Annotated in this window: 12 protein-coding genes; 8 read left to right on the forward strand and 4 right to left on the reverse strand. The window is 56.8% G+C overall.

Features of this window, described 5'->3' with window-relative positions:
• Window positions 1-46 precede the first annotated feature (46 nt).
• Complete coding sequence (locus ABRP30_RS18000; RefSeq protein ID WP_349975051.1) at window positions 47-370, forward strand: hypothetical protein; 324 nt, start codon at window positions 47-49, stop codon at window positions 368-370.
• Between the two features lie 87 nt (window positions 371-457).
• Window positions 458-1,396: a zincin-like metallopeptidase domain-containing protein gene (locus tag ABRP30_RS18005; protein WP_349975052.1), complete on the forward strand. Its 939-nt coding sequence runs from the start codon at window positions 458-460 to the stop codon at window positions 1,394-1,396.
• Window positions 1,397-1,483: 87 nt separating this feature from the next.
• Here ABRP30_RS18005 and ABRP30_RS18010 read toward each other — a convergent pair whose 3' ends face one another.
• Together ABRP30_RS18010 and ABRP30_RS18015 are read right to left on the reverse strand one after the other, a co-directional pair.
• Window positions 1,484-1,849 carry a histone-like nucleoid-structuring protein, MvaT/MvaU family gene (locus tag ABRP30_RS18010; RefSeq protein WP_349975053.1) on the reverse strand — a complete coding sequence of 122 codons (366 nt, stop codon included), beginning with the start codon at window positions 1,847-1,849 and terminating at the stop codon, window positions 1,484-1,486.
• Between the two features lie 124 nt (window positions 1,850-1,973).
• Window positions 1,974-2,168 carry a hypothetical protein gene (locus tag ABRP30_RS18015; RefSeq protein ID WP_349975054.1) on the reverse strand — a complete coding sequence of 65 codons (195 nt, stop codon included), beginning with the start codon at window positions 2,166-2,168 and terminating at the stop codon, window positions 1,974-1,976.
• A gap of 223 nt (window positions 2,169-2,391) precedes the next feature.
• Here ABRP30_RS18015 and mobH point away from each other — a divergent pair, with 223 nt between their 5' ends.
• The 4 genes from mobH (at window position 2,392) to ABRP30_RS18035 (ending at window position 7,858) form a co-directional block, all read left to right on the forward strand.
• Window positions 2,392-4,104, forward strand: coding sequence for a MobH family relaxase (gene mobH, locus ABRP30_RS18020; protein WP_349975055.1), 1,713 nt, complete (start codon window positions 2,392-2,394; stop codon window positions 4,102-4,104).
• A 116-nt stretch (window positions 4,105-4,220) separates the two neighbouring features.
• On the forward strand, window positions 4,221-5,432 hold the full coding sequence (locus tag ABRP30_RS18025) for an ABC-three component system protein (protein WP_349975056.1): 1,212 nt from the start codon (window positions 4,221-4,223) through the stop codon (window positions 5,430-5,432).
• A gap of 3 nt (window positions 5,433-5,435) precedes the next feature.
• Complete coding sequence (locus ABRP30_RS18030; protein ID WP_349975057.1) at window positions 5,436-5,921, forward strand: three component ABC system middle component; 486 nt, start codon at window positions 5,436-5,438, stop codon at window positions 5,919-5,921.
• Window positions 5,918-7,858 carry a DUF3732 domain-containing protein gene (locus ABRP30_RS18035; RefSeq protein ID WP_349975058.1) on the forward strand — a complete coding sequence of 647 codons (1,941 nt, stop codon included), beginning with the start codon at window positions 5,918-5,920 and terminating at the stop codon, window positions 7,856-7,858. Before ABRP30_RS18030 ends, ABRP30_RS18035 begins: the two co-directional genes overlap by 4 nt.
• Window positions 7,859-7,919: 61 nt before the next feature.
• On the opposite strand, the gene ABRP30_RS18040 is transcribed toward ABRP30_RS18035, so the two are convergent.
• Entirely contained in the window at window positions 7,920-11,939 is a 4,020-nt protein-coding gene (locus ABRP30_RS18040) for a hypothetical protein (protein ID WP_349975059.1), read from the reverse strand.
• A 70-nt stretch (window positions 11,940-12,009) separates the two neighbouring features.
• A complete protein-coding gene (locus ABRP30_RS18045; protein WP_349975060.1) occupies window positions 12,010-12,987 on the reverse strand; it encodes a phospholipase D family protein in 978 nt (325 codons plus the stop codon).
• 401 nt (window positions 12,988-13,388) lie between these two features.
• Here ABRP30_RS18045 and ABRP30_RS18050 point away from each other — a divergent pair, with 401 nt between their 5' ends.
• Together ABRP30_RS18050 and ABRP30_RS18055 are read left to right on the forward strand one after the other, a co-directional pair.
• Window positions 13,389-14,843, forward strand: a complete 1,455-nt coding sequence (locus ABRP30_RS18050; protein ID WP_349975061.1) for a hypothetical protein — start codon at window positions 13,389-13,391, stop codon at window positions 14,841-14,843.
• Complete coding sequence (locus ABRP30_RS18055) at window positions 14,833-15,756, forward strand: phage exclusion protein Lit family protein (protein ID WP_349975062.1); 924 nt, start codon at window positions 14,833-14,835, stop codon at window positions 15,754-15,756. Before ABRP30_RS18050 ends, ABRP30_RS18055 begins: the two co-directional genes overlap by 11 nt.
• Window positions 15,757-15,760: the final 4 nt, after the last annotated feature.

Below are 15,760 nucleotides of genomic sequence, written 5' to 3' on the forward strand. Positions count from 1 at the left end.
CGAACCTCACCTGAGGGGTCGCGGGATCAGCTACGCGGAGGTCCCAATGTCCAGGATGAAGCGCTTTTCCGATGCGGTGGTGCTGAGCCCAGGCGTTTGGCAGCAGTTCATCGCACCTGCCACAGGCGAGGAACCGATTGGACTGTCAGCCATACGCTTGGCAGATCTGCTCAACAGCGTGCTGACCTCGGTACCGCCTACCTCACACTGCCCCATTGAGCTGCAACTCGACCACTCGCGGTACAAGGACATTTCAGTCTCTGCTCACCTGCCGCAGCTCCAGCTGGCTCGCATCACGCCACGCAGCGGCCCGGCTTTTCTGTTCGTCCGGCTGCCCGGCGAAATCGGAGTAGATATCGCCAGCTACTGACCCTGTCAGCACCGCTTCTGCCTCACTTACCCCACCGGGAACCCTTCCCGGCCGGGCAGCGTTCCCCCTACACGCCCGGAGAACGCCATGTCAGATGTCTATCTGGATGTCACCAACAAGATCGTCAGCGCCTTGAGCCAAGGCGTGATCCCCTGGATCAAACCCTGGACCACCACCGGTTCAAATGCTGACTCCCCTTTTCCAATCAACGCCATCACCAGACGCCCCTACGCCGGCATCAACATTCCACTGCTGTGGGCCGAGGCGCGCCTGCGAGGTTTCACTCAGGATCGCTGGCTCACCTTCAACCAGGCACGCAAAGCTGGTGGCCATGTACGCAAAGGCGAGCAATCCACCCTTGCAGTGTTGTACAAACCGATGAGCAAGGAGGCGCACGACGAGGACGGCCAGGTCGTTCGCGATGAACAGGGCAACATCAAGATGGTGCAGTTCGCCCTCTTGCGCACGCACTGCCTGTTCAACATCGAGCAGACCGAAGGCTTGCCTGGCGAGGAGCCGGACCCCGTTGAGCACACAGAGCTGCCCGCGTTTATCGACCATGCCCCGGCCGAGCAACTGCTGCTAGCCAGCGGCGCGGAGATCGAGCATTGCTATGGCGATAGCGCGTTCTATCAACCGCTACGCGATCGCATCCAGCTGCCCACCAAGGCGCAATTCGAGGACGTCGGCAGCTACTACGCGACGGCCCTGCACGAGCTGACTCACTGGTCGGGTCATCGATCGCGCCTGAATCGCGATGGCATCACCGGCGGGCACGCGTTCGGCTCCGCAGCTTATGCCTTTGAGGAACTGGTCGCGGAAATGGGTGCAGCGTTTCTCTGCGCATTGACTGGTACGCATGGAGAGTTACGCCACGAGGAGTACCTGGCCTCCTGGCTGAAGATCCTCAAGGAAGACAAGCGAGCGATCTTCCGCGCCAGTGGCTTGGCCCGTGAGGCCTCGGAGTACTTACTGGCACTGCAACCCGATCACACCACTGAAGCGCCGGAGCGACTCACGGCGTAATTTCCCTCAACCAGCAAAAAGGCCCGGATTTGGGGCCTTTGTTTTGCCTGCAGCGCAGTGGATCGGCCGCTGCAAATGCACAGTCGATTACTGCAGCCAGCTCTCAACGGTATCCGAGCCGTGCTCCTGCTTCCACTGCTTGAGGATCTTGTGATTGCCACCCTTGGTCTCCACGACCTCGCCACTGTGCGGGTTCTTGTAGCGCTTGACCTCGCGCGGCTTGCGCTGAGCGCCGCTCGACGCGCTTGCGGCACTCACGCTCACACCCTTGGCCGGATCCAGAATAGTGATCACCTGGCGCAGGCTCATGCCGTACTCTTCCAGCAGGGCTTTCAGCTTTTGTTCAAACTCGATCTCCTGCTTCAGGCCGGAATCGTTTTTCATCGCATCCAGCTGTTGAAGTTGCGCGGCCAGCTGCGCTTCCAGTGCTTTGAATTCGGCAAGTTTGGACATGAGAGATCTTTCCTAAGTATGAGACATGTGAAGGCATAGTAACTGAGACAAACTCAATATCCGAGTATTAATTCCCAATCTAAGAGTCATTTGATGCTCATTAATTGCAAAGCTCTGTGACAGATCAGTCAGCCAAGTTCTGGCAAAGGTGCGCCACTACTTCGCGAGGCGCCGCGCTGTTGCCAATCTTGAACAAGATCTCGCGCTGGCTGCGCGGTAACCTTTTCGCACAGCGCTTGGCGGCAGACCGAATGGCAGCATCAGTGCCATGAATTCGGTCCGCCAGCAGCACGATCAATACAGCATCACTCAGCGTCATCAGCGCCCTTGGTCAGAAACATGATGCCGGGCAGTTTACCCCCACTCGAAAAGGTCGGCTATGCCGATCGGCCGGCTAACCCGACGCGCCAGACTTCGGATTATCGCACTCGCGAAAAAGGCCAGGGCGGTAAAGGGTAATGGTGTCACTGGAAGGGGGCGCAAGGGTAAGAGGCTTATCCGAAAAGGCAAAAGGACCTTTTGAACGCAAAGCAGGTACTGCGATGAAACGCTGGTGGTTCAAACCGCAAAAAGGCCTTCCCGAGGAGGCCACCCCCGCCGCCGAGGGCTTTCATCAGCCACTGTCGGCGGAATCACTGCTTGCTGCTGGCCACCGCAAAAGGCTGCTCGAGCGCATCTGGCAATATACGGCCCTCTCCCCGCTACAGTTCGAACAACTCTACCTCGAACCGATTCGTCGCTACGCCAGCTATGTACAGCAACTACCGGCTAGTGAGAGCCACCACCATGCCTATCCAGGTGGCATGCTCGACCACGGCTTGGAGCTGATAGCGTGCAGCCTGAAGTTGCGCCAGTCCTACCTCCTCCCCAGTGGTGCCGCACCGGAAGACCAAGCAGCGCAGGCTGATGCCTGGAGCGCCGCCATTGCCTACGGCGCCCTGCTCCATGACGTTGGAAAAATAGCCGTCGATCTCCAGGTGGAGTACCAAAATGGTGAACGCTGGCACCCCTGGCACGGCCCCCTGAACCAGCCTTACCGCTTCCGCTACCACCCCGACCGGGATTACCAGCTACACGGCGCCGCCGCTGGGCTGTTGTATACGCAGATCCTGACCCCCGCCCTGCTCGACTGGCTCAGCAGTTACCCTGCCTTGTGGGGGCAATTGCTGTTCTTGCTGGCCGACCACTACGAGCTCGCCGGCACCCTCGGGGAGCTGGTACTGCAAGCCGACCGAGTGTCCACGGCACAGAACATCGGGGCCAATCCTGCTAAAGCTTTGCAGGCACCCAAACACTCGCTGCAGCATCACCTGCTGACGGGGCTGCGCCATCTGATCAAGAACGAATTCAAGCTCAACCAGCCCGGCGCGGCCGGCTGGCTCACAGAGGAGCACCTGTGGTTGGTCAGCAAAACTGCGACAGACAAACTGCGTGCCTACCTGCTGGCTCAATCCGTGGATGGTATCCCCTCCTCCAATATCGCCTTATTCGATGAGCTGCAATCCCATGGATTGGTGGATGCGACAGGTGAAGGGAAAGCGGTGTGGAGCGCCACCGTCACAGACGGGGACTGGCAGCATCGTTTTACCTTTCTTCGACTACAACCGAGCCTGATTTGGGCCGACGAATCCCGACCAAGCTGCTTTAAAGGAACGGTTGAGCAGATGATGGAACATCCAATGCCGACTGGTGAAAGCTGCGAGTCGGCTTTGGATCGACCGCAACCAACGCCGGAAGAAAAACAGCCCGTACCCGAGCACCCAAACCAGGATTTTGACTATCTCGACGATTTGATCGACATGCTGCAAGAACCGAGCGAGGTCGAAACTGGACCAAGCGCGGAAAGCCTGCAATCCACCCCTGTGCCACCCAAGGATGCCGAGGGTCTGGCCTTCCTCGAATGGTTGCGCCAAGGCGTTCTCAGTCATCGCTTGGTGGTCAACGACAGCAATGCCAAGGTCCACACCGTAGACGGCTCTTTTTTCCTGGTCACCCCGGGCATTTTCCAGCGCTACGCCGCCGAGCATCTAGAACAGCCTGACGGAGCCGCCCAGAAAGAAGCTTGGCGACGGATTCAACGTCATTTTGAGAAGCTCGGCATCCATCAGAAACGAGCTAATGGGCAAAATATTTGGACCTGCACGGTGAGAGGTCCTCGAAAAACAAGCGCTCTGAATGGCTATCTACTGCATGGCTCTGCGGATATTTTCGCTCATCCGCCAGCGGATAACCCATATCTGATGCTGGTCAGATAAGTAGCTTCTATTCATATCGAGCATCTGCTGCATAGCCTCCCACCCAGCAATAGCACTCTGCTATCATCTTGCGCCGTAAAATGGATCACATGCTGCAGTCGGAGGCGCTGTAAGGGATGGAAAGCACGGACTCGAACGCGGTTCATGAAGCAACAGCATCTGCGTTGGGATTTTATTACCAGAGCCAGTTTGCCTTGCTCACGTTGATTTCTCAGTTCGCTGATGATGCCGCTGTGGCCATCGAGCGACTCGACGATGTTGAAATCACTGCGAATGGCGGCAAGCTGCTTTATCAGCTTAAGCACTCTGTGCAGACCAGCCCGCCGCCTGTCACGCTTGCCTGTGTAGCGCTATGGAAAACGGTGCGCGTTTGGATCGACGCCTTACCGTTGGTATCGCTCGCCGACACTACCTTCCACCTCGTAGCGGTAGGAAAAGTGCCGAGCGACTCGCCTTTGATTGCGCTGTGCGATCCAGTTAAAAGTCGACAAGCGCTACTCAAGGCGATGAATGAAGAAGCGACCCGAGTGGTCGAGGAACGGGTCGCTGCAAAAGCTGCTGGCAGCAAAATGCCGCATGCAGCCCGCGCTGCGGGTTGCGAAGCATTCCTCAAGATGACTGCTACTGCCCGCCTGAGCCTGCTAAAGCGCATCCGCATTCAACAGGAAAGCGTCACCATCGGGCAAATCCCGATTGAGGTTGCAAAGCGACTCCACATCATTCCCAAGGCGCAACGTGCCCAGGTCGCCGAGCACCTGCTGGCATGGTGGGATCAGCAGGTCGTTTACACGCTGTGCGGCAAACGTGAGCGTGTCATTCAGCGCAGTGAGATGGAGCACTGCATCTCTTCGATCATCGCGCAACTGGAGGACGAGGAGCTGATTGCCGATTTCGACTCAGTGGCCCATCCGGAGGATTATCAAGCGGACGGCATGCTGTATCGCCAGATCGAACTGGTTGGCGGTAAGCCTTCTGATGTGCAGAAAGCAGTTCGAGAGGAGTGGCGGGCAAAAATGCAACGCGCGAAATGGATCGTAGATAACCCCAGCATGCGCTCGAAGATCGCGGGCTACGACTCCAAACTGACCGAACAATGGTCAGATCGACACCTGGAAATGGCTGAAGATTGCGAAGGTCTCGATGAAGGTGAGATCGAAGCAAAAGGCCTGGAACTGTTGCGCTGGTCGCACAAGGACGCACCCATTCAAGTCGAGCCAATTTCTCGAAGCTGGAATGGGCACTACTACGTCCGTGGTACCTACCAAGTGCTTGCGATAGATCTAATGGTGGGTTGGCATGCTGACTACCGCAAGCGTTTAGGGAAATAAGGCATGGTGATCGCACATGATATCTATGCCGAAACGAACCCAGGCTACTGTGCTGCGCTTCTGGCCACCTTCGTTGAGGCCTACCGAAGCCGTAACGATGTCAATCCGGACATCTCGCTCTGCTACGCCGCTCTGCCACTGGCGCTGTCGGGAGACCTCGCTTCGTCATTTGATCGCACAGACCGGCGTACCGGCCTGCTGGAATGGCTACGGCGAAGCCCCGCCATTCAGATCCGCCTGGCAGATCGTGTGAATGGCTCGCTGGACATTGTTACCGAGGCAATCCGCTTTGCCTGCTTCAGCCGACTGCTGACGATCGATACAGAAGGTCGTCTGGTTGCTGGCGGATCACCTTTGCCGAAGCAGTTCGCGAAGCAGTTCAGCGAAGAGACTCAGATAATTTTTAAGAACATTGATCGCCTGGGCTGCTGGCTAGCTTTGGCAGGATCCACAAGGACGGCATTCGACATGATGGGCCTGGAGCTATGAGCCGCTGGAATATTTCTGACATCTTCTTCATCGGTGAAGGCGGAAGGGTTCGAGTTCTCGACCTAAAGCCAGGAGAGGTGAATATCATCACCGGTGCGTCTGGTACCGGCAAATCGACCCTGATCAAGGCCATCGATTATTGCCTCGGATCGCGCCAATGTGAGCTGGCCGCACATGTCAGAAGGCACAGTTTGGCGGTGGGAGTCAAATGGGTGATGGGTGAAGCGCAGATGATCACTGGTCGTCTCGTTCCACCTGTGGGTCAAGGTACAAGTACCCGGATGTTCGTGAGCAACGGGCGCGATCTTCCCATCCCGAGCTCTGTGGAGGAGTTTCAAGGCGCCACTACCTTGCTAGCGGGTAAAGCCTATATAGAGCGAGCATTTGGCATCAGCGCAGTACAGGAAACCCCCGAAGACACCACGGCGCGCAAATGGCGCCCGACTCTGCGTCACGCCACGGCTTACATGTTTGTTCCCAAGGACGTGATCTACAATGAAACAGCGCTGCTTCATGGGCTTGACCAGGCAGATGAAGCACCTGCCATCATCGAAACCATGCCGTACTTCTTGGGCGTGGTAAATGAAGACACTGTGCTGCAAGAGCGGCGCCTGCGCGACCTTCGCAAGAAGCTTGAGGGCGAAGAACGCAAGCTCAAAACGCGTCAGGCGGCGGGTAGTGACTACAAGAAATTCGCCATGCGTCTGTTGATGGATGCTCACCGTATTGGCTTGTGCGATTTACCATCAGACTCTGCATCTGAGGCTGATCTACAAGGGGTCTTGACTGTCGTTAGGCAAGCCAAGCCAGGCGCCGGTAAGAACCCTGAAGAAAGTGAGCTGGCGAATCTCCATGCGCAGCGCCGCAGCCTGCTCACGGATATTGAGAATGTGCGCCGAAAGTCCCGCGCGACCCGGAAGACGCTACAGGACATTACTGCGTTCGAAGGTTCCGTGCGACGGCAATACGAGAAGCTGAAGATCGCCGAGCACCTTCAGCCTGCGGCGACTGCCTGCCCGCTGTGTGATACGCCTAGCGAGCGTGGCATCGAGATCGCCGAGGCCATCCACCGCTCCATGAATATCATTCGCTCTGAAACCGTGGCCGTTGAGAATGTGCGACCACGTTTCGTAGAGCATGAGGACTCCCTGCAATTGGAGCTTTCTCGTCTGAATCTGACGCTCAACGGTGTCGATGAGCGTATCAAGACGTGGGTTCGACAAAGTGAGGAAGCCAGGCAGTTCGAATCCGCCGCTCAGCACCGCACATTGCTGTTGGGCAAGGTTCATCAGTTCCTGGAAATGAACCCTACGACGCCGTTGCCAGGCCCCGACCTGGACGTCTTGCGTGAGCAGATCCAGGGCTTGGAAGCCCTTGTCGACAGTGACGCCAAGCAGATCCTGCTTTCTCGCGCGGAGCGCAAGATTTCCCAGTATCTCTCCGAAGCGTTCGCAGATTTGCCCACTGTCCAACCTTGTATCGGTGCCGAGCTGGAGTTTTCCGCCAAACCGCCAGATATCGCGATCATCGAGCAGAATTCCGGTGCGGTTTTGAGACTTCCGGATGCGGGCTCGGATGAAAACTACCTGGCCATCCACATTGCCTTGTCGTTCGCGCTTCAGAAGTACCTGGCTAAGGTGAACGCGCCGGTTCCAGGGTTCCTCGCTTTCGACCAGATCAGCCGACCCTACTATCCGCAACGTGGCGATGACGAGTCGGACATCGGTGAAAACGAGGAAGTTTCGGCCATGCGTAAACACCTGGACTTCCTGTTCAATACTACATCTGCGCAAGAGGGACTGCAGGTGTTGCTGATTGAGCATGCGTACTTCGGTGATGATCCACGGTATGTCGCTGCCACTCGTAAGCGTTGGAACAAGATTTCGGGCGATGCGCTTATCCCGTTGGACTGGCCGAGAAGGCAGGACACCCAGTAAGCAATCGCTACAGCAAACGCCCCAGAACCAGCTCGCCTTTTATGGCGGGCTCATCCAAATCCTATTTTTTGGCTCTGCTGCTCGCGCGGCTCTCCCGTTTGTCCGCTTTTCCCTGCTCATAACCGGACTCTTTCCGTACTTTCGCAGCGGCGCCTGCGTCAGTAAGGTCTAGGACAACAACAGATGTTATGGCCTTTAGCTCTGCCGGCAACTGCCCCTCAAGTGCGACCTTCAGTGCATCAGGTGTGTCAGGCGTGGCTCCCTCCGGCGGTGCCGGGATCTTCAGCCCTTTTCCGAACCAAAAGACAATGTAGATCCCCTGCCCTTCAGTGCTCGGCGCCTGTGTATAGGTTTGAAGCTGACCGCTATGCCCGTACCAAAGGTGACTGTGGCCTGAACGCTTAGCCTCGAACGGTAGAGACAAGGTCCCGTGCGTGACCACCATGTCAGCCCGAGTCCCTCCTGCTGAGGCCACCTCTGGAGATACCTCGAAGTCACCATAAACCCTCAGTCGATCACGAAGTTTGTCTGCTAAAATATCGCGGCAATCGTTCTCTGGCTTAGGCACATCTTCATTCCAATAAAGGCTCCAGATGTTTAGTGGCGAAGACTGGATTTCTGCTGCAACTTTGCGTAGCTCCATAAGGGTCAGAGCTCGCAGATCACGGACACTGATGGGGCCTTTGCTATCAATCACCTTGGCTAAATCAGCCGGGGTAATCAACGAATAATCCAGAGCCCGTGCATCGCGGCGATACACCTCGAGGTCATGCCTGAGCAGCAGCTCCCAAGCTGTTCCCTCCGCAGCGGCAACCAGCGACTTGAGGACACTTTCCGCCTGTCTCTCACCCGACAGCCTGATCGATTTCATCACCTTTGCGGTGTCGACCCTAATGCGATCGTAGTGCCCTTCCATTGATGGCGATCGGGCGATGAAAAACTGCATCAGGAGGGTGCTGATGCTGATCGTAGTAGAAGGCTCAGTACTGAAGCCTTTGAGAGGGTAGTCGTCGACGATCAAACGGTGGATCGTATGGTCATCGGCCACCTCCAATGCTCGGGTGAAGTCATCACTGAACAAGTCCGGCTCAATGCAAACGCCGAAGTATGACCACTGAAGTCGATCCGAAATGATGGTGGAATAGAGCCTACCCTGAGGCACCTGTTTGCACTGCTCGACCAAGCGGTCAATGAAGGTACGAGCGACGGAGACTAGCTCATCATGGTCAAGGTTCAGCCAGGCTAGATTTTGTGCCGTCTCCAGCAAGCCTCTGTCGACCATGTCTGGTTGCAGTAAAAGTGCTTTCACGGCCCATGCCTGCAAATCACCAGCTCGCGGCTTCTCTCCGAGCCTTTCCAGTAGGGTGCGCCATGATCCGTCATTCGCCCGGGAGAGCTGAGCGAGCATTTCTGGCTCTGTGCGGAAGGCACTTTCAAGCAAAGAGATGCATTGGTGCTCTAGCCTATCTCTGAGGTATGAGCTTCTCAGGTACTCGGCGGACAAGTACACCCTGGTTATTTCTGCGGTCGACAACTCTATGAGGTCACTGCCCTTGTCAATTCGCAATGATGCCTGAGCTGCGAGATGAACGCCTGCAGGAGAACATTGGTCAGCGACAATCCCGTCGACTACTACCCCAGCTAGAGTCTCGCCGAAGGCTTCGTTCAGCGCTTCTGTTCCGTTGCAAGCCACAAGAGGCAGGGGTGTATTTCCAGCATAAATCTCTGCCCCCCAATAGAGGAGCTCGCTCAATTGGCCATCGGTAATTGTTTCAGCTGCCTGGCAAGCCTTGATTGCTCTTCGTAGCTGCGCCTCCACACCATCAGCTGCACGTGCTTGCAGGATCGAAAGCTCCTCCTCATGCGCAGTGATAGCGGCCCTGATAGTAGATACCACTTCTCGGTCTAGATAGGCCGTAAGCAAGGCTGGTAACCAGTCAGGTGCTGCCTCACCCTGCCGCAGAACCCAGGCCACCACCTGCCGCCCAACATAAGCGCCTTCTGTCCTGGCCAGCAGTAGACTTGAGTTCAAAAGCAAGCTGACGGACGTTGCGGTGGGTGAAATGCCGAGGATCCGCAATCCCATGCCAATCGAGCCACAATCAGCAATCTCAAGGTCGGTAACAGCGGCGATTTCAGCCACTAGGTTATCAGCCACACCCCGCGATTCAATGTACTCCCGCGCGGCACGGCTGAAAGAGGAGTCATCACCTACGATCAAACCTGTCGCGATCAACAGGCAGGCGAATTCTTCAACAGTTGGCTCAAACTGCGTAACAACGGCATAGCCGAGGTGCGAGGCAAAAGCTTGCTGTATCGACCCCTTACCGCTAGCAAAGCGCCAGCTTTTCGGGTCTTCAGTAATCAAATCGCGCCATGACCTCGGCGCTACATGCCATGCAGCATCTCGTAAGGCGTAAGTGATAGTAGGGGTGGGGCCACCCACTTTTTTCGAAGCGTGATAGAGAGCACTGTGCACCGCCATCAACATTTTCAGCAGCCGATCCACATCAGTAACGTTCAGGTGCTCTGACGGGATAGCGCAAAACAGCTGGGCCATCGAGCGCAGGTTGCCGTAATCGTGCTCCGCCATTTGGCAGAGGCAATCAATTTTCGCCCAAATCGCGTCAATGGTGGGCTGGACACAGTGGAGCCAGGCTTTGACTGCTGCTCGCCGGCACCACTCAACCGCGGCTTGACTCACTACCATGCCCCAGCAGGCATCAGCAGCTGCGGCATGAGGCTTACCTACAGACAGCGCCTCCAAAAGCATATTGATGCGGTAGCCCGACGTTTCCCCGGTCAGCATCCCTATCACCTGGGTAAGCATGTCGGCAGTGATGAGGCCTACCGTGGTGATCTCTGCTGGTGCCCACTGGTGAGGCGCCCACCGGAAGAATGGGTCTCTAGAAGCCACCTCCCTAAGAACCGTTAACCTCGCGTCGACGGGCAATTTTGCCGTGTCGCCGTGCAAAAGCAATGAATCCGGGTCTAGTTGTGCCAGTCTCATGGCTTCATCTGGGTATCCGAAGCTGACCAAGTGTCCGGCATACCACGCGTACAGGGGACGCATTCCGTCAGCAGGTAAGCCATCTGCAGACACGATGAGCGCCAGCGCGCGCTCAGCTGGGAGCTTAGAGTTGCCAATCCCGTTAGTGACAAGCCTTGCAAGAAAGCGTCCGGCGAGGAATTCCTGAATGCTGCGGTGAAGCGGCTGGAACACGTCCCCGGCTTTGATAAACAACGCGGTGTCCAACACTGCTGTCAATGCAGTGCGGTCGAGCCTCAAGTCGTCACAAGTGACCGCGGCGTCATCTGTAAAAACGGAAAGCTTGATCCGATGCTTGCCTGACAACAGCAGTGCCAGGCCGACGCGGCCGGCAATGTCGAGCCTGGCGTCCATCGTGAGGGTGGCACGCTGACCATCTTCCTGTTTGGTATTGTTGTGCTCAAACGCCAAGTGCTCAACGCCAGACCGGTAGAGCTCGAATCGCGTCAACTCGGTGGATGACTCTATGTTGGCCTTTGTGAGGAATTTCAAACCCAGAGGCGTCATCGCGAAGGCCGTCGAACGTATCACCTCCAGCTTGGCGAGGAGTGCTGCCGGATCTGCGCAGCCGAACGCGTGAAGCACTCTGGCTGCCTCTTGCTCCGTTAAAGGAAGCAATTGGGCAACTACAGGGACCACACCAGTTGAAGCCCCCTTATCACCGAAAGCCTGACAGAGGCGCCCGCCTTCATTCCAGCTTTCAGCCCGGCAACTTACTCGCCACCTGACGTCCGGAATGCGCTGTAATGCCCTTGCGATGCTCCTGGCCTCGTCCACCGGAATCTCATCAAGGGCATCGATGTAGATTGTCGAACCGGGTGTAAATTGCTGCTCAACCACGGCGAATGCTGGGTGGCAGGTTTCCCCCTCCAGCTGGGCCAGCTGGCTGAGCGCCACAGACTTGCCCATACCTGGGGCACCGAGGAGCACAATGAATGGCTCGCTGAGCAGGCTGCTGAGCGGCCGAGCGTCTCTCGCTTCATCACCAGTAGTGCCGGTCGTTATGAGGCGGTCAAGTGGGGCAATGGTCATGTGGGGACGGGCCAGGCTCAATCGAGCCCGACATGATACAAGAGGCTGAGCCCGGGTCGGGTAACTGGAGTCATTGGTCGGTGTGCCGTGCCAGGATCCGTGCAATCTCACTCAGGTGAATTCTGCGAGCGCCCTCCTCGAGTATTTCAGCCTCCTCCCAAATATCGCTGATGCTGGGCCCCAATTCGAGCGCGAGCGCCTCACACTGAGCCCTCTTCAGACTATGCCCCATTAAGGTCGATGTTGGCCTGGCCAGGTCGACCCACCCTTCACCGCCCTCATCACCGTAGTCAAATGGAATTCGCAGGCCGGTCATCCTGCATACTCCATCAACGACCAGCTCCCCGTTATTCTCAAGGAAAAGGCACAGGTACTCGTACTTCCCCGTAGTGTCGAGCGCCCTGGGCCAGGACTCGAAATTCCAGTGTTTTCTGGGTCTACGGCCTTTCTCGCCTCCCTGCTCTGCGACAATCTGCTGGTGGTACCGATCACCGGCCTCATCGGCCTCTTCGCAGGGGCGAGAGTTGTAAATCAGTGCATAGGCATCGCGCACTTCGAGTTCGTGCGGTAGATATTTGGCAAACGTGAATGGCCCCTTAGGCGAGTAGTCAGGTCTTGCGTTCCGATTGCGGTTATAGGCAACGATGGCGGCTTTGAGGTCATCGTCGGTGATGACCCGAGTCTCAGCTGATGTCCAGAGCTGCTCGAACCATTGTTGAGCCGCACGCACTTCATCAGTCGTGGTGGTGTGGATCCCGGCCTCCAGCCAATGAGCGAGCTCTTGCCCCTCCAAACCAAGCCCATTTCGGCTGAGGTTGGCACTACCTACAACCAGGTTCGCTTCACCTACGATCACCTTGGCGTGCAGGCGGTCGCACTGTTGAATCTCGATATGAGGATTCTTCTTCGCCCTTTTTTGCAGGCCCTTGATCATCCAAGGGTTCGTACCCCCGCTGCGCAAGTTAACGATCATCCGGATGGGCTTGGAGATCTCAGGGTGGATGTGTACATCAGCGCCTTCTCCCCAGAACGCTACCGCGACGTCCAAGCGCGGCTCTTCGGCGACTACTGTGGCTACTACTGACTGGTACCGATCAGGGCGAACGAACAAGTGAGGGCACTCCTGTGAATTGTGCTGGTAACTGCCGGTGTGAAGGTGAACACATCGCTTGGTAGATTGCCGCCACCTAAGCGGGCTATTACTCTGCCATACCAGCAGCAACTGCCCTATGCCTAGAATCAAGGATGAACCACACTCTTCTACCAAACGGCCGCATGCAGGTGGCATAGGCGCCATTGAACGTGAATTGAGGCGTCTGGGACCGTGAGTTCGTGACCATCTGCCAGATCGACAGCTGAAGGTCCACCGACATCCTTGCCGCAACAGAGTCTTTGTGAAGAGGAATTTGAATTCGCGTATCTGCTACATACAAGGCTAAGAGGCCGACCATGTCCACAACCGGCGAAACGAGACTTCTCACCTTAATCAGCCAGCGCCAATTCGAGCTCTATGCCCTCTCGCTCGAACACGGTCCCAATTTCGACCCAGCACATATTTTCAGTGCCTATCAGGCCGCAACTGGTGGTGTAACTGGCTGCATTCTTCTTGATCCGGACACAGGAACTTTCACATATCTGGCCATGCGCCGCCGCATCGACCACTGTTGGGTCGAAGTAGATGAAAGCGGGCCCTACTCCACACCCGAGGCTGCACTTGAGCGACTCACCGTCGCTATGCGTGCCAGTGATCCACCGGAACCATTACCGCCAGGAGTCAGACGTCGCCCGCATTTGCTGAAGCCGGGGCCGCGTGGGACTTCTCCAGAGTTCCAGCTGCTGACAACCACGGTCAACCATCTGCCGGCGCTCATGGCGGTCGGAGAATGCTACCTCGCGCTTCCCAACCCCGACGCCAATTTCGTCTCGGATTTTCAAACCAACAACTTCGCGTCCCGTCTGTTCGAGCTCTACCTTTTCAGCTGCTTTCGTGAGCAGGGTTTGAACGTCCGACAAGACCATGCCTCTCCCGACTTCTTGATCGAGAAAGAAGGTAACGTATGCTGGATTGAGGCAGTTACAGCAAACTCCATGCTGCCACGCGCCGGCGGCATCGGAAAATGGGTTCATGCCCCAAAGGATCGCATTGAACGGCTGACAGGCAACCCGGCGGAACGATTCGCAAAGACACTGCGCGGCAAGCTCCAGCGAAACTATCATGAACTGGACCATGTAAAAGGACAGCCGTTCGCCTTAGCGATCGCCGACTTCCATGATTTCGGCTCCATGGTTTGGAGCCGCGAGGCTCTTCCCACCTACCTTTACGGTTTACGCGCGGAAGTCACTGGAGATGGCACTGATCGTCGCGCGATTGGAGTGCCGATCGCAAATCTGACGGGCCAACACAGCATTCCTGCTGGGCTCTTCCGCGACCCAAATTTCGCACACCTCTCGGCCGTCATCTTCAGTAATTCTGCAACGCTCGCCAAATTCAACCGCATGGGTTTCTTGGCAGGATGGCGACCGCCCGGGCTGACAATGATCAGACGCGGCATTCTCTTCGACCGAACTCCTGGCGCATTAGAGCCTATCGATTTCAACCTTGCCGTCGACAGTGCCGAATACCAAGCACTCTGGCCGTGGGGCGAAGCTTGGTGTCAGGAACTGGAAGTGTTTCACAATCCATTGGCAACACATCCCATCCCTTTTGATCTCCTCCCCGGCACGACCCACTGGTTTGAACGCGATGGCGACATCGAATGCAGCACGATTTGGGCGAACTCAGTCATCTCATCGATCACTCATCTACAGATGGACGGCAAACCCGCTGTGACGAGCAAGCCGCGTGACCGTCGCCAACCACCTGCCCCCCACGAGCATAAAATAGACAACGACAATGACGAATAAGCCATCTAATCGGACGATCATCCTACATCTCCTCCGCGGCGCCGTGCCTGAACGGGCCGACGAAATCAGCGGTCTTTGGAGCCAATACGGCCATGCCGTCGAGATCGCGCCAAGTAGAAAGGGTGTGACGATGAATGCCAACGGGAAACGTATTCAGCTCGACACTAAGACGATCGACCTGTTCTGGCTGCTGGGCTTCAGCTCGTGGCGGGCCATCGAAGTCTACGCACCGGCACTGGTTGTCGCGACATCCAGCGGGTTACCGCTCGACCAAACCCTCAGTGTCGATGAAGAACGCGGCCAGTATGAATTTGACTACAAGCAGCTCATCGCCGCCGCCCAGTCGCTCATCACAGCCGAACAGACCTCCGACATAGTGTGGCCGTCGGACATCCCCCTGCCGAGCGCCGACCGTGATGGCTTGGACAACATTCAGCACATGGCGGCATTCGACCTTATTGCGCTCGCCTTGGCCTTCGCGCTGCTACACGAATTCCAGCACGTCATGTTCTGCGCCGATAAAAGTGCGCCCTCCTCACGACCTGAAGAGGAAATCGCCTGTGACACCTATGCCCGCACTTTCATGATGAGCGAGCTCGCCGCCTATGCGAAAACACACGGACACGACTTCGCCCAGGTCCAGCAGAAGCGTGCGATGGGCATCACGCTCGCCGCCGTCATCGTTCATGCGATGACGCCGTCCCATGCACATTGGGGCAATAGCGATTACCCACCGATTTCCGAACGGCTCACAGCAATGATCCGTGGCTACAGCTTGCCAGCCGATTCATCATTCTGGGCCTTCACAGCCTGTATCCTAATCGCGCTCATGCGGCAGGAAAACCGTCCGCTCGACATTGTCGCCTGCTCGAACAAAGAAATGGTCGACATGCTGCTCGACCGTCTCTCTTGAAAGC

This window comes from Pseudomonas sp. WHRI 8519, assembly GCF_040224055.2.
Classification (GTDB): Bacteria; Pseudomonadota; Gammaproteobacteria; order Pseudomonadales; family Pseudomonadaceae; genus Aquipseudomonas; species Aquipseudomonas putida_X.